Source organism: Catellatospora bangladeshensis, assembly GCF_016862575.1.
Classification (GTDB): Bacteria; Actinomycetota; Actinomycetes; order Mycobacteriales; family Micromonosporaceae; genus Catellatospora; species Catellatospora bangladeshensis.
In genome coordinates this window covers 103,475-123,463 of the sequence record NZ_BONF01000029.1, presented here as the reverse complement: position 1 = coordinate 123,463, position 19,989 = coordinate 103,475, and the positions used below count along the sequence as shown (strand labels likewise).

Below are 19,989 nucleotides of genomic sequence, written 5' to 3'. Positions count from 1 at the left end.
CGGGGCCGGTGGGATGCGGAGTCGAGCGCGCTCCGCGCCCCTCCGACCGAAGGACTGCACGATGTTGATACTGGTGACCGGTTCGACCGACGGCATCGGCCTGCGCACCGCCACGGCCCTGGCCGACGCGGGACACCGGGTGGTCGCCCACGCCCGCGACGAGCCCAAGGCCGCCGAGCTCAAGGCGCGCGCGCCCGAACTGCACGCCGTCCTCGTCGGCGACCTCGCCTCCCTGCGGCAGACCCGGGCGCTGGCCCGCGCCGCGACCGCGTTCGGGGTCTTCGACGCCGTCGTGCACAACGCGGGCGTATCCCGGATGGACGCACCGCAGCCGCTGCTCACCGAGGACGGCCTGGAGACCACGTTCCAGGTCAACGTGCTGGCGCCGTACACGCTGACCGCCCTCATGCCGCCGCCGCGCCGCCTGGTCTACGTCTCCTCCGCGATGGCCGCCGACGGCGTCATCGACCTCGCGACGGCCGGCTCGCCGCAGCCGTGGCACGGCGTCACCGCCTACTGCACCTCGAAGCTGTACGTGCTGATGCTGGCGTTCGCGGTCGCCCGGCACTGGCCCGGTGTGCGCAGCAACGCCACCGACCCGGGTTGGGTCGCCACGCGGATGGGCGGCCCGCAGGCCCCGATCGGCCCCGACCAGGGCGCGCGGCCGCAGGTCCGGCTCGCCGGCGGCGACGCGGACGAGCTGGGCAGCGGCCGGTTCGTCACCGACCGCGGCTGGCAGCCGTCCGGCGCCGCGTGCGACCCGGCGGTACAGGACGAGCTGCTGTCGGCGTGCGCTCGCCTGAGCGGCGTAACTCTTCCCCCCGCGGCGCGCCTCGCCCGGTGACCGGCACCCCGCCGGGCGGGCGTCACGGCACGACCGCCCGGATCCGGGCGATCCTCAGCCGGTCGGCCGAGGGCCGTTTCGTCCCGCTCGGCCGGGTCGGCTGTCCCTGGCCGCCAGGGCACCTCCCCGCCGAGACTGACCCGCATCGCCACCGGCGATCCAGCACGACAGACGAACGGAAGAACGCCATGACCACCACCCCCGTCCCCGGTGCCGGCCCGGCCGAACACGTCGACCACATCCCGGCGCACGTCAAGAACTCCTACCCGACCTGCAACGAAGTGGTGCGCCGGCCCATGCTGTCGGCGCCGCCCGCCACCTCCGGGCAGCCGCGATGACCGCCGTCGCGACGGTGCGCCTCGATGACGGCTGGCGCGGCTGGCTCGCCGAGAACCTCGCCCTCGGCGCCCCGGTCGAGCAAGTACGCTCGGCCGCCCTGGCCCAGTCGATCGACCCGGCAGAGCTGGACCGTGAGCTGGCCCGGCTCACCGAGCACCCGTACTTCCAGGTCTGCCGCCGCCTGGCGCTGCGCTACGACTGGCTGGAGTCCATCCTGGACGTGTACCGGGCGCTGCGCGACGGCGACGGCGGGCGCGACCTCGACCGGCGGCGTGACGTCGACCCGGCCGAGTTCTTCTCCCGCTACTACTTCGGTCACCGGCCGGTGGTGCTCGACGGGCTGTGCGACGACTGGCCGGCCCGCTCCTGGACCCTCGACGAGCTGGCCCGCAGATGCGGCGACGCCGAGGTCGAGGTGATGACCGGCCGCGAGGCCAACCCGGACCACGCGTGGCAGTACGACCGGCACCGCACCACCATGACGTTCGGCGACTACCTGCGGCTGGTCGGGTCGGGCACGCCCACCAACGACTACTACATGGTTCCCCGCAACAGCAACTGGCCCGGCGCGCTGGCCGCGCTGGCCGACGACGTACGGCCACCGGCCGGGCTCATCGACCCGGCCGAGGGCACGCGCCGGGCCCACCTGCTGCTCGGCCCGGCCGGCACCCTCACCCCGCTGCACTTCGACAACAGCAACGTGCTGCTGTGCCAGGTGATGGGCCGCAAACACGTGCGGCTCGTGCCCTCCTACGAGCGGCACCTGGTGTACCCGCGCGGCGGAACCTTCAGCGAGGTCGACGCCGACCACCCCGACCCGGCCCGCCACCCGCGCTACAGCGAGGCGACGGTCCTGGAGACGGTGCTGGAGCCCGGTCAGGCGCTGTTCATCCCCGTCGGCTGGTGGCACTGGGTGCGCGCCCTCGACGTGAGCGCCACCGTCACGTTCCACCACTTCGCGGTGCCCGGCGCCAACCACCGGATCGCGACACCGCCCGCGGCGCTCAGCGACGAGTAGCGGCACCGGGACGGGCGGTCAGTCCCGGCCGCCCATCCCGGCGTCGCGAGCGCGGGCGATCGCCTCACCACGGCTGCTCGCCTGGATCTTGACGAGGATGTTGGACAGGTTGTTGCGCACCGTCTTGGGACTCAGCCCGAGGCGGTACGCCACCGCCGCGTTGTCCAGGCCCCGCGCGACCAGGTGCAGCACCTCCCGCTCCCGGTCGGTCAGCTGCGGGAACGGCAGCGGCGCCGCGCCGAAACCCGAGGTGAGCAGCCCGGCGGCCTGCCCGGCCAGCGCCGCCCCGACCACCAGCTCGCCGTGCGCCACGGCCCGGATCGCCCGCTCGACCTCGGCCGGGCCCGCCTCCTTGAGCAGGTAGCCCCGGGCACCGGCGCGCAGCGCCGCGAACAGCGAGTCGTCGTCGTCCATCATGGTCACCACGAGGACCCGCACGCCGGGATGCCGCTCGGTAACGATCCTGGTCGCCTCGATACCCGACCGGTGCTGGAAGTGCAGGTCCATCAGCACCACCTGCGGCCGTGCCGCGTCGACCACCGCCAGGGCGGTGTCGACGTCGGCGGCGTCGCCGACGCACTCGATGCCGTCGAGCGTGGACAGCAGCGCCGTCATGCCCAGCCGGAACACCGGATGGTCGTCGACCACCACGACACGGATCGGCGCGCTCACGCCGCCACCGCCACCGCGGGCACCACCAGGCGCACGGTCGTCCCGGTCGGGACCGCACCGGCCATGGTCGCGCCGACCGTCAGCGTGGCGCCGACGCCTTCGGCGCGTTCCCGCATCGACCGCAGGCCCAACCCGGCCGAGCGCGCCTGCGGCGGCCCGCCGCCGTGATCGCTGACCGTCACCCTGAGCTCCTCATCCTGTTCGATGCGTACCTCGCAGACGCCGACGCCCGCATGGCGGTGCACGTTGCGGACCGCCTCGGCGATCACCCCGTACGCCGCGGTGGCCACCAGACCCGGCAGCGGCGCCGGCTCGGCCGGGGCGCACACCCGCATGTCGAGCCCGGCCAGCGCGTACCGCTCGGCCAGCGTGTGCAGGGCCGGAACCAGGCGCCCGTCGGCCAGGTCGGCAGGCAGCAGCGCCCGCGCCAGGTGCCGCACCGACTCGGCCCGCTGGCTCATCTCCTCGGCGAGCCGGTCCAGCAGCGCCTCCGCCGCCGCCGGATCGCGGTGCAGCAGGTTCCGCGTCGCGGCCAGGCCCAGGCCGATGCCGCTCAGCGCGGGGCCGAGCCCGTCGTGCAGGTCCCGCCGCAGCGCCCGCCGCTCCTCGTCGCGCGCCTCGGCCAGCCGGCTACGGGAACCGGCCAGCGCCCGGTTCGTCGCCACCAGGTCGACCACCGCACCGGCCACCGGGGCCAGGTCGGCCAGCGCGGCAGCGGCCCGCCCGCCCAGCCGCTCGCCCGTACGCGGCCAGGCCACCAGCTCGCCGACCGTACGCTGCCCGCTGACCAGCGGCACGCGGATCGGCGGCGCGGCACCCGTTTCCCTCTGCTCGGGCCGCGCCCGGCCGTCGTGCACGGAGATGGTGACCCGCTCCAGCCGCAGGGACGAGGCGATCGCCGCGGCGACCGTGTCGATCATGTGCAGGTCGGGGCCGGCGCTGCCCAGGCGGCGTGCCACCTGCCGCATCAGCGGCTCGTGGGCCTCGCCGTGCACGAGCCGGTCGACCCGGCGCTGCACCCACTGCCGCACCGGCTGGAACGCCGCCGCCAGCGCCGCGGTGACCAGCACCTTCGGGGCATAGGACCCGGCCGGTAGCAGGTGGTCGAGCAGCAGCACCCCACCGGTGTACGCGGCGATCACCGCCGCGGTCATCAGCAGCCACACCAGGGTGCGCCGGACCGCCACCTCGATGCCCCACAGCTGCTGGCGCAGCACGACGACGAGCACCGCCGCCGGAAAGAACAGCTGCGAGGCGAGCATCAGCAGCGCCGGAGCCTGCGCGGGCAGCCGCTCGGCCAGCGGCTGCGGCAGGTAGGACAGGCCGAACGCGAGCGTGAGCAGGGCGCTGCCGACGGCGAGCCAGCCCAGGCCGTGCCGTCGCGGCCGGTCGGTGACCCGGCGCCGCACCAGCACCCCGGTGGTCGCGGCGAACCCCAGCGGCACCAGCCACTGCGACACCGGACCGAGCACCTCGGCCCGGATCCAGTGCAGCCGCGGACCGGACAGCGGCACGATGCCGTACGGCGCGGGCGCCGTCATCGCCACCGCCGTCGCCGCGGTCACGCAGCAGGCACCGGCGGCCAGCACACCCGCCCGCAGCACCCGCCCGGCCGTCCACGGCCGCCGTCGCGCGGCACCGGTCGGCAGCAGCCACGGCAGCAGGACCAGCAGCCCGTAGAGCCCCGGCACCCAGGCCCAGCCGTGCGCGCCGGTCAGCAGCGCCGGGGCCCACAGCCCGGGATGCCGGTCGGCCAGCGCCGCCCACTGGGTGCCCAGCGCCGCAACCGCCCCGCCGACCGCGGCCGCGGCGACGATCCAGCCGACCAGCCCCGTCCGCCGCCCGAGGATCAGCCAGGCCACCGCGCCGTAGACAAGGCCGTCGGCGAGGTCGACCAGCGCGTACAGCTGCTCGGGGGTCATCGGCGGCTGCGCGGCGATCCAGCCGGCCACGGCGGCGGCGCTCAGCACGGCGACCACGGACGCGACCGTCCAAGCCGCCGGCCGACGGCGTGGCGGGCTCGGCAGGGGAGCGGAGGACTCGGCCATGACAGCTGATCATTGTGCACCCGTGCCGGACCGGCCGAACGGACCGGATCCGGCGGCACGTTGAGCCAGGCGGCCGGGGTCCCGCCAGACCGGGTCAGCGGTCCCTGGCCGCCGGGCCGTCAGACCGGCCACAGTACGGGCGACCCGTCGATCGGAGGAACCATGCATTCCCTGACCCCCGCGCCCGTCGCGGCCAGCACGCCCGACCACATCCCGGCCCACGTCAAGAACTCGTACGTCAACTGCGAGGGATACGGGCGCAGGCCCCGCCTCACCCCGGCCCCGGAGCGCACCGCCGGCAGGTGACGCACCGGCGCCGTGACGCCGCCAGGTCCGATCCCGCCGGCTCGCCCGGTGGGATCGGATCTGACCGCCATGATCGGGCCGCGAACGGCGCCGATTGCAGTCGACGGCGGCTACGCCGCCCGCTGGAATCGGTCCGCACGATCGACCCGGGCCGGGTCTTCGACCTCACCCTGCCCCTCGACCGGGCCGCCGAGCTACCGGACGAAGGTGCCGTCGCTGAAGCTGACCTGTGCTATCGGTCGAGTTGCAGCCGATGCCAGGCGTGCAGCGTCAGCACGCTGAAGGCGGCTGGAAAGACCGCCGCGAACAGCAGTTCGGCCGCGCCGACCGTGGTGGGCGACAAGGCCCACAGCGCCGGTGCCGCCGGCGGGAACCAGCCGCCGCCCGCACCGACCACGACGATGATCTGGGTGACGGCCATCAAGGCGACGATGGTCGCGATCGCGGGCAGCAGACCACGGCCGAGGGTGGCGGCCCAGGCCGCGGGAACCGCGAGGGCCGCGGTCATCACGGCGAGGGCGAGCAGGCGCCCCAGCCCCGCCCAGTCGGCCGGTTGCGGCGCCTGACGTGTGACGGCAGTTCCAGCCAGCGCGACGGCCACGGTCAGGGCCGTCGCGGTCGCCGCGGCCCACAGCAGGAACACGACGAGTTTCGCCGCGGCGAGCGCGGGCCGGGTGACGGGCAGGCCGAACAGGCCGGTGATGGTGCCCTCGGTGAACTCGCGGCCGAACATCCAGCTCAACCCGACTCCGAAGGCCAGCAGCCCGGCCGCCGCGGTGACCTGCGTGGCGACGTTCAGCACCGCCGGCCACCCGCCCGCGGCGGCCAGCGGCCCGAGCTTGGCGGCGAGTTGCCCGTCGCCGCCGTCCGCAGCCGCCGTGGTGGCCGCGGCCAGAGCGGCGACGCCGACGGTCAGCAGGACTGCCGTGCTGGTCAGGACGCGGGAGGCGGCCGCTTTGCGGCCTTCGACGGCGACGGCGGTGGCCAGCATGGACAGGTTCACAGCGGGCTCCGATCGCGGTGCGTGTCGTCGGCGTGGACGAGCGCGAAGAAGGATCTCTCGATGTCGACGCCGCGCGGGTCCAGCGTCCCGATCACGCGGCCGGCGTTGATGACGGTGATGCGATGCGCCACCCGGGCCACCTCGTCGAGATGGTGGCTGGACACCAGCACCCCGGCGCCGTCGGCGGCACGCCGCACCAGCGCCTCGCGCAGCAGGATGACCCCGGCCGGGTCCAGGGCGTTGGTGGGCTCGTCGAGCACCACGACCCGAGGGTGGTGCTGCAGCGCGGCGGCCAGGCCGAGGCGCTGGCGGTTGCCCAGCGACATCCGGCGTGCCCGCACGGCGGCGTATTGGGCGAGGTTCAGCTCCGTCAGGACATCGTCGACCATCCGTGCGGCTCGGTTCGCGTCGGCGCCGTGCAGGCGTGCGGCGAGCATCAGGTTCGCCCGGCCGTCCAGTTCGCCGTAGGCCAGGGGAGTCTCCACGAGGTGGCCGACGGTCGACCAGTCGGCGGTGCGCAGGGGCCGGCCGTCGATGCGTACGGCGCCTGAGGTGGGCCGCAGCATGCCGAGCAGGAGCCGCATGAGCGTGGTCTTGCCCGCGCCGTTGAGGCCCACCAGGGCGTGGATCTCGCCTGCGATCACGTCGAAGTCGACGCCGCGCACGCCGGCGCCGCCGCTGAACAGCCGCGTCAGGCCGCAGGCCTCGATGCGGGGTGCCGTCATCGCCGTCCCTCCAGCGTGTCCAGCGCCGCCGACACCACGTCGGTCAGAGCGACGCCGTCGCGCTGGGACCAGTCCAGCAGCGCCGCGGTGAGGCCGGCCAGCACCGCGGCGGCCGCGACCCGCGCCGGACCAGGGTCGGCGCCGTCGGCCACGAGCTGATCGACGAGGATCTGCTCGGTGGCGGCGTTGTTCGCTGAGATCGCCGCTCGCAGGGACGGCGTGGCCGCGGCGATACGCACCCGCCGCCGGACCGCGGCGCTCTCCGGCTCCGGCAGCCGGCCCCAGGCGGCGCGCAGGCCGGCGACCGCTCTGGCAAGTGGCGCCATGGTGCGGGGCTGGGCCGCGACGGCGCCGGCGATGACCGGGTCGTACGGGTCTTCGACCACCAGGCGCTCCTTGGCGGCGAAGTGGCGGAAGAACGTCATCTCGGTGACTCCGGCAGCGGAGGCGATCTGGGCGACGGTCGTCCGCTCGTATCCCTGCTGCTCGAACAGATCCAGTGCGCACTCCAGCAGGAGCGCGCGGGTGCGGCCGCGGCGGCCGCCCGGTTCGCTGTCCACCACGCCACGGTAAATGTTAGTGGCTAACATTTCAACCGCCGGCGAACCCGCCACCGCCCGGCGGAAACCGCGCAGCTGGTCAGGCGGCCGAGCCGGCACCGCTTGGCGGCGTTCCAGGCCTGCGCACCGTCACTCGGCGGCGTCGGCCGGGTGGTGCCAGGCGGCCAGCAGGACCAGCAGCGAGACCTGCGCCAGCACGCCCGGGGCCAGCGGCGGGGCCGGGCCCACCGTCTTGCTGAGCGCGTACCACCACTGTGCGGCGACCGGCAGCGTGCCCCACCGCGTCCCGTGGACCGCGTCGAGCCACCCGGCGTGGAGATTGGCCTCGACGTGCTCCCACACACCGAAGGCCGCCATCAGCAGCACCAGCACGGCCAGCACCCGGCCTGCGCGGACCCTGACGGCCTGCGGCCGCCACCCCACCAGGACGATCGCGGCCGTCGCCATCGCCAGACCCAGCCAGGCCAGCAACTGCACCGGGGTGTCCCAGTGCCGCTCCGTGGCCAGCTCCACCGCCGTGCCGAACGCGGCCACCGCGGCCAGGCACAGCAGGCCCGTGCGCAGGCCGGTGACGGTGCCGACCCGGTCCTGCCGCTCCCGGACCGTCACGGCTGCAACACGCTGAGGATCTTGCTCATGGTGTCCGCGCCCGGGTTGTACTTGGCCAGCTTCTGGCGCAGGCGATCCATGTTCGTGTCCGTGCTGTCGTACGGCCGGTACTCCATGACCTCCTCGGCCCAGTGGCCTGGATTGGCGACACCGGCACCACGCAGCGCGGCGGTGATCTGGTCCTCGGTCGCGGTGTTGGCGGAGATCTTCGCCGCCGCCTTCGCAGCCGGGGTGGCCGCGGCCTGTGCGGTCGTCTGGGGTGCGGCGGCCGGCGTTTCGGTGGCACTTCCGCAGGCGGCGGCTGACAGCGCGATGGTGGCGGCGACCGCTGCCAAGGTCGTTCTCCTGAGCATGGTGGTCCTTCGTCCGCGTGGGTTAGTCACCAGCTATAACGTTCGGATCAGGACCGGGGCATCGCGCGGGCGGGGCGCCGCCACAGGCCCGCCTCACTCGGGGTGCGCCGCGCCACTGGCGGCCGCACCCCGAGGGCGGCCCGGGTCAGCGCCGCGGCGGCTGCCAGTCACGGATCTCGGGCAGGTCCTGGCCGGTCTCGCGGATGTACGCCGCGTGCTCGGTCCGCTTGTCGACCATGGCCTGACGCAGCGCGGCGGCGCTGCGGGCCAGCCCGGGAACCCGGTCGATGACGTCGATGACCAGGTGATAGCGGTCCATGTCATTGCGCACCAGCATGTCGAACGGGGTGGTGGTCGTGCCCTCCTCCTTGTACCCGCGGACGTGCAGGTGCTCGTGGCCGTTGCGGCGGTAGGTCAGGCGGTGGATGAGCCACGGATAGCCGTGGTAGGCGAACACGACCGGGCGGTCCGTGGTGAAGATGGCGTCGTACTCGGCGTCGGGCAGCCCGTGCGGGTGCTCGGACTGCGGCTGCAGCCGCATCAGGTCCACCACGTTGACGACCCGGACCCGCAGCTGCGGCAGGTGCTCGCGCAGCAGCCCGGCCGCGGCCAGCACCTCCATCGTCGGTACGTCGCCGGCCGCGGCCAGCACCACGTCGGGGTCGCCGCCGTCATCGGCGGCCCACGGCCAGATGCCCAGCCCGCGGGTGCAGTGGGCCACCGCCTCGTCCATGTCCAGGAACGTCGGCGCGGGCTGCTTGCCGGCCACGATCACGTTGACGTAGTCCCGGCTGCGCAGGCAGTGGTCGGCGACCGACAGCAGCGTGTTGGCGTCCGGGGGCAGGTATACGCGGATCACGTCGGCCTTCTTGTTGACCACGTGGTCGATGAAGCCCGGGTCCTGGTGGGAGAAGCCGTTGTGGTCCTGGCGCCACACGTGCGAGGTCAGCAGGTAGTTCAGGGACGGGATCGGCTTGCGCCAGTCCAGCTCGCGGGTGACCTTCAGCCACTTGGCGTGCTGGTTGACCATCGAGTCGACGATGTGCACGAACGCCTCGTAGCAGGAGAACAGCCCGTGCCGGCCGGTCAGCAGGTAGCCCTCCAGCCAGCCCTGGCAGGTGTGCTCGGAGAGGATCTCCATCACCCGCCCGTGCGGGTCCAGGTGCAGGTCGGTGCCGACGGTGCGGGCGTGCCAGGCCTTGCCGGTGACGTCCAGGACGGCGCCGAGCCGGTTGGACTCCGTCTCGTCCGGGCCGACCACCCGGAAGTTGCGGTGCTCGGCGTTGGCCGCCATGACGTCGCGCACCCAGCCGCCCAGCACCCGTGTCGGCTCGGCGGTCTCGCCCGCCTTGACCGCGTGCGCGCGGAAGTCGGGCAGCTCCAGGTCACGGGCCAGGCGCCCGCCGTTGGCATGCGGGTTGGCCCCCATCCGCAGCTCGCCCGTGGGCAGCCAGCCGACGACCTCCGGCCGCGGCGCACCCGTGGGGTCGAACAGCTCCTCGGGGCGGTACGAGCGCATCCATTCGGCCAGCATGGTCAGATGCGCGGCGTCGTCGCGGGCCGCCGACAGCGGCACCTGGTGCGCGCGCCACGTGCCCTCGACCGGCACGCCGTCCACCTGCTTCGGCCCGGTCCAGCCCTTGGGCGTACGCAGCACGATCATCGGCCAGCGCGGCCGGGTGGTCACCTCGCCCAGCCGGGCGGCGGCCTGGATGTCGGCGATCTCGTCGCAGACGGCGTCCAGGGTCGCGGCCAGCCGCTGGTGCACCTGCACCGGGTCGTCGCCGTCGACCAGGTATGGCTTGTGCCCGTAGCCGATCAGCAGCGCGGTCAGCTCATCGTCGCCGAGCCGGGACAGCACCGCCGGATTGGCGATCTTGTACCCGTTGAGGTGCAGGATCGGCAGGACCGCACCGTCGCCCACCGGGTCCAGGAACTTGTTGGAGTGCCACGACGCAGCCAGCGGCCCGGTCTCCGCCTCGCCGTCGCCGATGACGCAGGCGACCAGCAGCTGCGGGTTGTCCAGCGCGGCGCCGTACGCGTGCGACAGGCTGTAGCCCAGCTCGCCGCCCTCGTGAATGGAGCCGGGCGTCTCGGGCGCGACATGGCTGGGCACGCCGCCGGGGAAGGAGAACTGCCGGAACAGCCGCGCCATGCCCCGTTCGTCCTGGCTGACGTGCGGATACACCTCGCTGTAGGCGCCCTCCAGCCAGGTGTTGGCCACCAGGCCCGGACCACCGTGACCGGGCCCCGTGATGAAGATCGTCTCCTGGCGGCGGGCCGCGACGATGCGGCTCAGGTGCGTGTAGAGCAGGTTCAGGCCCGGCGTGGTGCCCCAGTGGCCCAGCAGCCGCGGCTTGACGTGCTCCGGAAGCAGCGGCTCACGCAGCAACGGATTGCCCATCAGGTAGATCTGCCCGACGGACAGGTAATTGGCGGCGCGCCAGTGGGCGTCGACGCGGGCGAGTTCCTGCGCGCCCAGCGGGGCGCCCTCCACGGTATGCATGAGGCAAGCGTGGCCATAGTGACCGCTGCGACGTAGGGCCTGCCCGCCCGACACCGAAGGACTTTGGTCCCGCCGCTCCAGGGCGGTGCAGGCCGACACCTGTGTCTCAGCAGAATCCGGGACTTTGGTCCCGTCAGGCGGGGGCGGTCGTCCACCCCGGCGCGAGGCCATCTGCCCTGGCCTGACGGCAGTGCCTGCGGCGAGGGTTAGCGTATGACGGTCACCGGCCTGCCTGGCGTATCCGGCACGACCCGGCCGGGCGGGCTCACCGGCGCCCAGGCGGCCGCGCGACTGGCTGAGGACGGCCCGAACGCCGTCGCCCGCCCGCACCCACCACGTCTGCTGCGCCGCGTCGGCGCCCAGCTCGCCGACCCCCTGGTGTCGCTGCTACTGGCCGCGGCGGCGGTCACCACACTGCTCGGCGACTGGGCGGACACCGCGATCATCGTGCTGGTCGTGTGCCTCAACACCGCGATCGGGGTAGCACAGCAGGTGCGCGCCGACCGGGCGGTCGCGGCGCTGGACTCGCTGACCGCCCCCACGGCCCGGGTGACACGGGACGGCGCCGAGAGCGTCATCCCCGCCGCCGGTCTGGTGCGCGGCGACCTTGTGCGGGTCGAGGCCGGCGACATCGTCGCGGCCGACCTGCTCATACGGGAGGCGTACCGCTGCCACGCCGACGAGGCGGCACTCACCGGCGAGTCCGTCCCCGTCGCCCGGGAGTCGGGGGACGAGCTCTTCGCGGGCACCGTGCTGGTCACCGGACGGGCGGTAGGCACCGTGGTGCGTACCGGCGCGGCCAGCGCGCTGGGGCGTATCGCACAGCTGGTCGCGACGACCAGCAGCGGCCCTACGCCGCTGCAGCGGCGACTGGCCCGGCTCAGCCGTGTCCTGGGCGCCACCGCGGTCGCGCTGTGCCTGGTCGTGTTCGCCACCGGACTGCTGGCCGGCCGGCCGCTGCTGCTCATGGCGCTGACGGCGGTCAGCCTCGTCGTGGCCGCCGTGCCCGAGTCCCTGCCGGCGGTGGTTACCCTCGCCCTGGCGCAGGGCGCCCGCCGGATGGCCCGCCACCGGGCCATCCCACGCAGCCTGCACGCCGTGGAGACGCTCGGCTCGGTCACCGTCGTCGCCTCCGACAAGACCGGCACCCTCACCGAAGGCCGGATGACCGTGCGGCGGGCCGTCGCCGGCGGCTTCCACGCGCGGATCACCGGCGACGGCTACTGCCCGCAGGGCACGCTCGGCGGCGTCTCCGACCCACCACCCGGCGCGCTGTCCGAGCTGGCCCGCGCCGGGCTGCTGTGCTCCGACGCCACCGTGCTGCCGCCCGACGCCGACCACCCCGGATGGACCGCGGCCGGTGACCCTCTCGAAGCAGCCCTGGTCACTTTCGCCGCCCGATGCGGACTCGACCCGGCCCGCACCCGCGCCGCCACGCCCCGGCTGGCCGAACACCCCTTCGACCAGGCCACCCGCCAGATGACCACCGTCCACCGCGACGGCGACGGCTACCTGACCGTCTGCAAGGGCGCACCGGAGACCGTCCTGGCCGCACCCGTCGTCGACCCCGCCGACCCCGACACGGCCGCCGCCCGCCGCGCCGCCACCGAGCTCACTGCCGCGGGACTGCGCGTCCTCGCCGTCGCCGCCGCCCGCACCGACACGCCGGGCAGCCCCATCGCACCGACCGGGCTGCGGCCGCTGGGCGTCGTCGGCATCGAGGACCCGCTGCGGCCGAACGCGGCCGCGACCGCCGCCGCGTTCGCCCGAGCCGGGATCCGGCTGATGCTGATCACCGGCGACCATCCCGGCACCGCCGCCCACATCGCCGCCCAGGTCGGCATCTGGGCCCCCGGCGACCCGGTCGGCACCGGCGACCGGCCTGATCTGGCCCACCAGGTCCACGTGTACGCCCGCACCCAGCCCGAGCAGAAACTGGCCATCATCACCGAGCTGCAGCAGCACGGCCACGTCGTCGCGATGACCGGCGACGGCGTCAACGACGCCCCCGCACTGACCCGCGCCGACATCGGCGTGGCCATGGGCGGCGGCACCGAGGTCGCCCGCCAGGCCGCCGACCTCGTCCTCGTCGACGACAACCTCACCACCCTCGAACACGCCGTCGCCGAAGGCCGCCGCGTGTACGACAACATCCGCCGCTTCCTGCGCTACGGCCTGGCCGGCGGCGCCGCCGAACTCGCCGTCATGCTCATCGGGCCGCTGCTCGGCCTGGGTGTGCCGCTGCTGCCCGGCCAGATCCTGTGGATCAACCTGCTCACCCACGGCCTGCCCGGCGTCGCACTCGGCGCAGAACCCGCCGAACCGGACGTGCTGCGGCGTCCGCCGCGCCCACCCGACGAGCAGGTCCTGGGCGACGGCCTGCTGCGCGGCATCCTCACCATCGGGGCGCTGCTGACCGCGGCCACCCTCGCCACCGGCGTCTACGCCCACACCGCCGGCTGGCCCTGGCAGTCCATGGTCTTCGTCGTGCTCGGCCTGGCCCAGCTCGGGATCGCCCTGGCGTCACGCGCCACCCGCCCGCCCGGCACCCGCTGGGCCAATGCGGGGCTGCTGGCCGCCGTCGCGCTGTCGGCTGCCGCGCAGCTCGCGGCCGTCGCCGTGCCGGGCCTGCGCACCCTGCTGGGCACCCAGCCGCTCAGCGGGTCCCAGCTGGTGTTCTGCGCCGTGGTCGCGGTCCTGCCCGGCGCGCTCGTCGCCGCCTGGCGCAGCCTGAACCGCCCACCGGCTGTCCCGCCCGTGCAGCGGCGATGAGCAGAACACCCACCACCCGCGACGATCTCCGCCAGCTGCTGCTGCCCGGACTTGGCCTGAACCACGCAGCTGTGCCCGCTACGGCCCACCAGGCGCGCATAGAGTTCCCCACCACTCCGGCGTCCACGTCGCCGACGAGATCGACACCGTTCCTGCCTGTCATCCTCCTGGCTCGCGCTCATTGAGGGCCCGGCCACGCCGTGTCGCTGTGAGCGCGGACACGCCGTCGTCAAACGCGCGTAAAGAAAGCGTCCGCGGTCGTATGGATGCCGTCAAGAACCCTCACCAGGGCGTTTTCGTGCAGTTGTATTGGCCCGTCCCGCCAATCCGGCATCCGCCGAAGCGGACGCAATGCCAGTAAAACGTGAAAACTAGCTCAAAAGGGAGGCAGGCGGTGGCCGATCTGGCTTACGTGCTGCTGACGGTGGGTCTGTTTGCAGTCCTCGCTCTCGTCGTACGGGGAGTGGAACGGCTGTGACCGCCAATCTGATCGGTCTGGTGATCGCCTGCGCGCTGGCGGTCTTCCTGGTCTTCGCGCTGCTGTTCCCCGAGAAGTTCTGAACTCCCGGAAAGAGCTGTCTGACATGACAACGGCAACCGCGGGAGTGCTGTTCATCCTCTCGCTCCTCGCCGCGCTGGCGGTCGCCTACCGCTACCTCGGCGACCACATGTTCCGCGTCGTCGCCGCCGAACACCACGGCCGCGTCGAGCGCGGCATCTACCGAGTCCTCGGCGTCGACCCGCATGCCGAGCAGTCCTGGGGCGGGTACGCCCGCAGCGTCCTGGCGTTCTCGCTGATCTCGATCCTGTTCCTGTACGCGTTCCTGCGCCTGCAGGACGTGGTCTTCAAGGTCCCGGACTTCGCGGCGACCATCGACGAGCGGGTCTTCCCGCACCTGGCGTGGAACACCGCGGTCAGCTTCGTGACCAACACCAACTGGCAGGCGTACTCCGGTGAGTCGACGATGACCCACCTGGTGCAGATGGCCGGGCTGGCGGTGCAGAACTTCGTCTCCGCCGCCGTCGGCATCGCGGTGGCGGTCGCGCTGGTCCGCGGGTTCGCCCGGCGCCGGACCGACCGGCTGGGCAACTTCTGGGTCGACCTGACCCGGATCACCCTGCGGATCCTGCTGCCCATCGCCGTCGTCGGCGCGGTGCTGCTGATCGCCGGGGGCGTGGTGCAGAGCCTCGGCGACGGCACGGCGGTCACCACGCTGACCGGTGCCGAGCAGCACCTGACCGGTGGGCCGGTGGCCGGCCAGGAGGTCATCAAGGAGCTGGGCACCAACGGCGGCGGCTTCTACAACGTCAACTCCGCGCATCCGTTCGAGAACCCGACGGCGTGGACGAACTGGCTGGAGATCTTCCTGATCCTCTGCATCCCGTTCGCGCTGCCTCGCGTGTTCGGCCGCATGGTCGGCGACAACCGGCAGGGGTACGCCATCCTTGCCGTGATGGCGACGATCGCGATCGCGAGCATCGCCCTGACCAACGTGTTCGAGCTGGGCGGGGCCGGCACGGTGCCGCAGGCGGCCGGCGCGGCGATGGAGGGCAAGGACGTCCGGTTCGGCCTGTCCGACTCGGCGACGTTCGCCGCGGCGACGACGCTGACCTCGACGGGGGCGGTGAACTCGTTCCACGACTCGTACACCGCGCTGGGCGGCATGATGCCGATCGTCAACATGATGCTCGGCGAGGTCGCGCCCGGCGGGGTCGGCTCCGGCCTGTACGGCATGCTCATCCTCGCGGTGCTCACCGTGTTCGTCGCGGGCCTGATGGTCGGCCGCACGCCCGAGTACGTGGGCAAGAAGATCGGCGCCCGCGAGATCAAGTTCGCGTCGCTGTACTTCCTGATCACCCCCACACTCGTGCTCATCGGGGTGGCCGCCGCCATGGCCACCGGCAACTGGCGGACCCAGCTCAACGTCGGCCCGCACGGCTTCTCCGAGGTCGTCTACGCGTTCACCTCCGCGGCCAACAACAACGGCTCCGCGTTCGCCGGCATCACCGTCAACACCCCCTGGTGGGACACCGCCACCGGCCTGGCCATGCTGCTCGGGCGGTTCCTGCCGATCGTCTTCGTGCTCGGCCTGGCGGGCTCACTGGCCGGGCAGAGTCCCGTGCCCGCCTCGGCCGGCACGCTGCCCACCCACAAGCCGCTGTTCATCGGCATGGTCGTCGGCGTCGTGGTGATCCTGGTGGCCCTCACCTTCCTGCCCGCACTCGCGCTCGGCCCGCTGGCCGAGGGCCTGTGAACGGCCGCGAGAAGACAAGACAAGGAACAAAGATGACCGTCACATCGGTGGCAACCCCGCACCCGCGGCCGCAGCCGCGCAAGGTCGGCGGCGGGCTGCTGGACCCCCGGCAGCTGTGGAAGTCGCTGCCCGACGCCCTGCGCAAGCTCAACCCGGCGACGCTGTGGCGCACCCCGGTCATGCTGATCGTCGAGGTCGGCGCGGTGTTCACCACGCTGCTGGCGATCGCGCAGCCGTCCGGGTTCTCCTGGGCGATCACCGGCTGGCTCTGGCTCACGGTCGTGTTCGCCAACCTGGCCGAAGCCGTCGCCGAAGGCCGGGGCAAGGCCCAGGCCGCGACGCTGCGCAATGCCAAGAAGGACACCATGGCCCGCCGCCTCACCGGCTGGTCCGAGGGCGCCCCGGCCGACCGGTACCGCGAGGAGTCCGTCGCCGCGTCCGCGCTGGCCCGGGGCGACCTCGTGGTCGTCGAGGCCGGGCAGGTCATCCCCGGTGACGGCGACGTGATCGAGGGCATCGCCAGCGTCGACGAGTCGGCGATCACCGGCGAGTCCGCCCCGGTCATCCGGGAGTCCGGCGGCGACCGCAGCGCGGTCACCGGCGGCACCAAGGTGCTGTCGGACCGGATCGTCGTACGCATCACCCAGCAGCCGGGGGAGAGCTTCATCGACCGGATGATCAGCCTGGTCGAGGGGGCGAACCGGCAGAAGACCCCCAACGAGATCGCGCTCAACATCCTGCTCGCGGCCCTGACGATCAACTTCCTGCTGGCCACGGTCACCCTGCAGCCGATGGCGAGCTACGCCAAGGCCTGGCAGGGCGCGGCGCCGGACACCCCGGCGTTCGGGGCCGACGGCATCAGCGGCATCGTGCTCGTCTCGCTGCTGGTCTGCCTGATCCCGACCACCATCGGGGCGCTGCTGTCGGCGATCGGCATCGCCGGCATGGACCGCCTGGTGCAGCGCAACGTGCTGGCCATGAGCGGCCGCGCCGTCGAGGCGGCCGGCGACGTCAGCACGCTGCTGCTGGACAAGACCGGCACCATCACCCTGGGCAATCGCCAGGCGTGGGAGTTCCTGCCCGCCGCGGGCGTCACCGTCGAGCAGGTCGCCGACGCCGCGCAGCTGTCCAGCCTCGCCGACGAGACGCCGGAGGGCCGCTCGATCGTGGTGCTCGCCAAGGAGCAGCACGGCCTGCGCGCCCGCGAGGAGGGCTTCATGCCCCACGCCACCTTCATCCCGTTCACCGCGCAGACCCGCATGTCCGGAGTGGACCTGAGCGAGGGCAACGCGGACCGGCAGATCCGCAAGGGTGCGGCCTCGGCCGTCATGAAGTGGGTACGCGACAACGGCGGCCACCCCTCCGACGACGTCGGTCCGGCCGTGGACGCCATCTCGGGTCAGGGCGGCACGCCACTCGTCGTCGCCGAGCTGGTCACCGGGCAGCCGGCCCGCGCGCTCGGCGTGATCCACCTCAAGGACGTGGTCAAGTCGGGCATGCGCGAGCGGTTCGACGAGATGCGCCGGATGGGCATCCGTACCGTCATGATCACCGGAGACAACCCGCTGACGGCCAAGGCGATCGCCGACGAGGCCGGGGTGGACGACTTCCTGGCCGAGGCCACACCGGAGGACAAGCTCGCCCTGATCCGCAAGGAGCAGGAGGGCGGCCGCCTGGTCGCGATGACCGGCGACGGCACCAACGACGCCCCGGCCCTGGCCCAGGCCGACGTCGGCGTGGCCATGAACACCGGCACGTCGGCCGCCAAGGAGGCCGGCAACATGGTCGACCTCGACTCCGATCCGACCAAGCTGATCGAGATCGTCGAGATCGGCAAGCAGCTGCTCATCACCCGCGGGGCGCTGACCACGTTCTCCATCGCCAACGACATCGCCAAGTACTTCGCGATCATCCCGGCGATGTTCGCGGTGGTCTACCCGAGCCTGGATGCGCTCAACATCATGCGGCTGTCCAGCCCCGAGTCGGCCATCCTGTCCGCCGTCGTCTTCAACGCGCTGATCATCGTCGCGCTGATCCCGCTGTCGCTGCGCGGCGTGCGCTACACGCCGTCCAGCGCGAGCCGGCTGCTGACCCGCAACCTGTGGGTCTACGGCCTCGGCGGCATCATCGCGCCCTTCCTCGGCATCAAGCTCCTCGACATGATCATCTCGCTCATCCCAGGGATCGGCTGACATGCGTACAACCGGTTGGATCTCCCAGCACCTGGCCGCCGTACGGGCCGTGCTCGTGTTCACCGTCCTGCTCGGCCTGGGATACCCGCTGGCCCTCACCGGCGTCGCCCAGCTGCCCGGACTGCGGGACAAGGCGGACGGCTCCGTCGTCGAGGTGGACGGCAGACCCGTCGGCAGCTCGCTGATCGGGCAGTCGTTCACCGACGCCGACGGCAACCCGGTGGCGAAGTACTTCCAGAGCCGCCCGTCGGCGTCCGGCTACGACCCCGGCGCCACCGCCGCGTCCAACCTCGGCCCGGAGAGCATCGAGGACACCCTCGGCGACCCGGCCCTCGACCCGGACTCCGCAGCGGGCGACGGCAGCAGGCAGGCCCTGCTCACCCAGGTCTGCGCCCGCAGCAAGGCGGTCGGCGAGCTGGAAGGCGTCAGCGGCGCCCGGCCGTACTGCACCCCCGACGGCGTCGGCGCGGTCCTGCGCGTCTTCTATAGCGACGGCCTGTCCGGACGGGTCACCCGCGCCGTCAGCGTTAACCAGGCCTGCCCCGCCACCCCGTTCACCGCCACCTACGAGGGCGTGCGCGTGGAGTGCGGCAGGTTCGGCGAGGACTACGGCAAGGGCGTGCTCGTCCCCGTGCGGGGAGACGCGCCCGAGACGTCCCCGGTCCCTGCCGACGCGGTCACCGCCAGCGGCAGCTCCCTCGACCCGCACATCAGCGTCGAGTACGCCAGGCTGCAGGCCAGGCGCGTCGCCGCCGCCCGCAGCCTGCCCGTCGAGCAGGTCGACGCCCTGATCGACGAGCACACCACCGGACGGGTCCTCGGGTTCATCGGCGAACCCGGCGTCAACGTGCTGGAACTCAACCTGGCCCTGGACCGCCGGTAACCGGCATCCGCCTCGGCGCCGGCCTCGGCTCGGCCCCGGCCTGCGGCCTCAGCGAAGCCATGGACGGCACACTTGTCCCGGAGATCACCCCGGGCACGACCACCGCCCAGCGAACGGAACAGGCGAACCGATGACGAAGGTCCTCATCATCGACGACGAACCGCAGATCCTGCGCGCGATGCGCATCAATCTCAAGGCCCGCGGCTACGACGTCGAACTGGCCGCCGACGGCGCCACGGCACTGCGGGCCGCGAGCGCGTACCTGCCCGACGTGATCGTGCTCGACCTCGGCCTGCCCGACATGGACGGCGTCGAGGTCATCCGGGGCCTGCGCGGCTGGTCGGCGACCCCGATCATCGTGCTGTCCGGCCGCACCGGCAGCGACGACAAGGTCGAGGCCCTCGACGCCGGAGCCGACGACTACGTCACCAAACCCTTCGGCGTCGACGAACTGCTGGCCCGCATCCGCGCGGTGACCCGCCGCCACGCCCCCGCCCCGGAGTCCCGGCGGTTCGTCCGCGTCGGCAGGTTCGAACTCGACGTCGCCGACCACCAGATCCGCGGCGGCGACGTCCGCCTGACCCCGACGGAATGGCAGCTGCTGGCCGCGCTGGTCCGCAACCCCGGCAAGCTCGTCAGCCAGCGGCAGCTGCTGCACGACATCTGGGGCCCGCAGTACGCCACCGAGACCAACTACCTGCGCCAGTACATGGCCCAGCTGCGCCGCAAACTCGAGGCCGACCCCGCCCACCCCCGGCAGCTGCTGACCGAACCGGGCATGGGCTACCGCTTCGTGCCCTCCGACGAACTGCCCGCGTGAGCCGCCGTCCCACCGGCGGCCCGCGGCCGCTCTGCCCTGGGCGAAGTCGCTGACAGCAGATCGCCTTGGTACACCGCCACCTCG

At 73.1% G+C, this 19,989-nt stretch carries 18 protein-coding genes; 10 read left to right on the top strand and 8 right to left on the bottom strand.

Annotation, left to right across the window (positions count from 1 at the left end; translation table 11 throughout):
• The first annotated feature begins 61 nt into the window (after positions 1-61).
• The 3 genes from Cba03nite_RS24230 (at position 62) to Cba03nite_RS24220 (ending at position 2,201) form a co-directional block, all read left to right on the top strand.
• Positions 62-844: an SDR family NAD(P)-dependent oxidoreductase gene (locus Cba03nite_RS24230; RefSeq protein WP_203750498.1), complete on the top strand. Its 783-nt coding sequence runs from the start codon at positions 62-64 to the stop codon at positions 842-844.
• A 188-nt stretch (positions 845-1,032) separates the two neighbouring features.
• The gene (locus Cba03nite_RS24225; RefSeq protein WP_203750497.1) at positions 1,033-1,182 is read left to right on the top strand and encodes a hypothetical protein; all 150 of its coding nucleotides are present in this window, start codon (positions 1,033-1,035) and stop codon (positions 1,180-1,182) included.
• On the top strand, positions 1,179-2,201 hold the full coding sequence (locus Cba03nite_RS24220; protein WP_203750495.1) for a cupin-like domain-containing protein: 1,023 nt from the start codon (positions 1,179-1,181) through the stop codon (positions 2,199-2,201). Before Cba03nite_RS24225 ends, Cba03nite_RS24220 begins: the two co-directional genes overlap by 4 nt.
• A gap of 18 nt (positions 2,202-2,219) precedes the next feature.
• Here the strand turns inward: Cba03nite_RS24220 and Cba03nite_RS24215 are convergent, their stop codons facing one another.
• Together Cba03nite_RS24215 and Cba03nite_RS40415 are read right to left on the bottom strand one after the other, a co-directional pair.
• Positions 2,220-2,873, bottom strand: a complete 654-nt coding sequence (locus Cba03nite_RS24215; protein WP_239125984.1) for a response regulator transcription factor — start codon at positions 2,871-2,873, stop codon at positions 2,220-2,222.
• Positions 2,870-4,921 (bottom strand): sensor histidine kinase, encoded by a 2,052-nt coding sequence (locus Cba03nite_RS40415; RefSeq protein ID WP_203750493.1) that lies wholly within the window; start codon positions 4,919-4,921, stop codon positions 2,870-2,872. The genes Cba03nite_RS24215 and Cba03nite_RS40415 overlap by 4 nt, the downstream gene beginning before the upstream one ends.
• A 162-nt stretch (positions 4,922-5,083) precedes the next feature.
• On the opposite strand from Cba03nite_RS40415, the gene Cba03nite_RS24205 reads away from it, so the two are divergent.
• On the top strand, positions 5,084-5,227 hold the full coding sequence (locus tag Cba03nite_RS24205; RefSeq protein ID WP_203750492.1) for a hypothetical protein: 144 nt from the start codon (positions 5,084-5,086) through the stop codon (positions 5,225-5,227).
• 232 nt (positions 5,228-5,459) lie between these two features.
• Here Cba03nite_RS24205 and Cba03nite_RS24200 read toward each other — a convergent pair whose 3' ends face one another.
• The 6 genes from Cba03nite_RS24200 to Cba03nite_RS24175 form a co-directional block, all read right to left on the bottom strand.
• Positions 5,460-6,230: an ABC transporter permease gene (locus Cba03nite_RS24200; RefSeq protein ID WP_239125983.1), complete on the bottom strand. Its 771-nt coding sequence runs from the start codon at positions 6,228-6,230 to the stop codon at positions 5,460-5,462.
• On the bottom strand, positions 6,227-6,955 hold the full coding sequence (locus tag Cba03nite_RS24195; protein ID WP_203750490.1) for an ABC transporter ATP-binding protein: 729 nt from the start codon (positions 6,953-6,955) through the stop codon (positions 6,227-6,229). Before Cba03nite_RS24195 ends, Cba03nite_RS24200 begins: the two co-directional genes overlap by 4 nt.
• The gene (locus tag Cba03nite_RS40410) at positions 6,952-7,515 is read right to left on the bottom strand and encodes a TetR/AcrR family transcriptional regulator (RefSeq protein ID WP_275411616.1); all 564 of its coding nucleotides are present in this window, start codon (positions 7,513-7,515) and stop codon (positions 6,952-6,954) included. Before Cba03nite_RS40410 ends, Cba03nite_RS24195 begins: the two co-directional genes overlap by 4 nt.
• A gap of 129 nt (positions 7,516-7,644) precedes the next feature.
• Entirely contained in the window at positions 7,645-8,124 is a 480-nt protein-coding gene (locus Cba03nite_RS24185) for a hypothetical protein (protein WP_203750485.1), read from the bottom strand.
• On the bottom strand, positions 8,121-8,477 hold the full coding sequence (locus tag Cba03nite_RS24180) for a hypothetical protein (RefSeq protein ID WP_203750483.1): 357 nt from the start codon (positions 8,475-8,477) through the stop codon (positions 8,121-8,123). Before Cba03nite_RS24180 ends, Cba03nite_RS24185 begins: the two co-directional genes overlap by 4 nt.
• Before the next feature lie 145 nt (positions 8,478-8,622).
• Positions 8,623-10,983, bottom strand: coding sequence for a phosphoketolase family protein (locus Cba03nite_RS24175; protein WP_203750481.1), 2,361 nt, complete (start codon positions 10,981-10,983; stop codon positions 8,623-8,625).
• Positions 10,984-11,196: 213 nt separating this feature from the next.
• Here Cba03nite_RS24175 and Cba03nite_RS24170 point away from each other — a divergent pair, with 213 nt between their 5' ends.
• The 6 genes from Cba03nite_RS24170 (at position 11,197) to Cba03nite_RS24145 (ending at position 19,905) form a co-directional block, all read left to right on the top strand.
• Complete coding sequence (locus tag Cba03nite_RS24170) at positions 11,197-13,755, top strand: cation-translocating P-type ATPase (protein WP_203750479.1); 2,559 nt, start codon at positions 11,197-11,199, stop codon at positions 13,753-13,755.
• A 474-nt stretch (positions 13,756-14,229) separates the two neighbouring features.
• Positions 14,230-14,316, top strand: a complete 87-nt coding sequence (gene kdpF, locus Cba03nite_RS40675; RefSeq protein WP_144119385.1) for a K(+)-transporting ATPase subunit F — start codon at positions 14,230-14,232, stop codon at positions 14,314-14,316.
• Positions 14,317-14,339: 23 nt separating this feature from the next.
• Positions 14,340-16,010, top strand: a complete 1,671-nt coding sequence (gene kdpA, locus Cba03nite_RS24160; protein ID WP_203750477.1) for a potassium-transporting ATPase subunit KdpA — start codon at positions 14,340-14,342, stop codon at positions 16,008-16,010.
• Between the two features lie 32 nt (positions 16,011-16,042).
• The gene (gene kdpB, locus Cba03nite_RS24155; RefSeq protein WP_203750475.1) at positions 16,043-18,202 is read left to right on the top strand and encodes a potassium-transporting ATPase subunit KdpB; all 2,160 of its coding nucleotides are present in this window, start codon (positions 16,043-16,045) and stop codon (positions 18,200-18,202) included.
• A gap of 1 nt (position 18,203) precedes the next feature.
• Entirely contained in the window at positions 18,204-19,085 is an 882-nt protein-coding gene (locus Cba03nite_RS24150) for a potassium-transporting ATPase subunit C (RefSeq protein WP_203750473.1), read from the top strand.
• Positions 19,086-19,215: 130 nt separating this feature from the next.
• Positions 19,216-19,905, top strand: coding sequence for a response regulator (locus Cba03nite_RS24145; RefSeq protein WP_203750471.1), 690 nt, complete (start codon positions 19,216-19,218; stop codon positions 19,903-19,905).
• Positions 19,906-19,989: the final 84 nt, after the last annotated feature.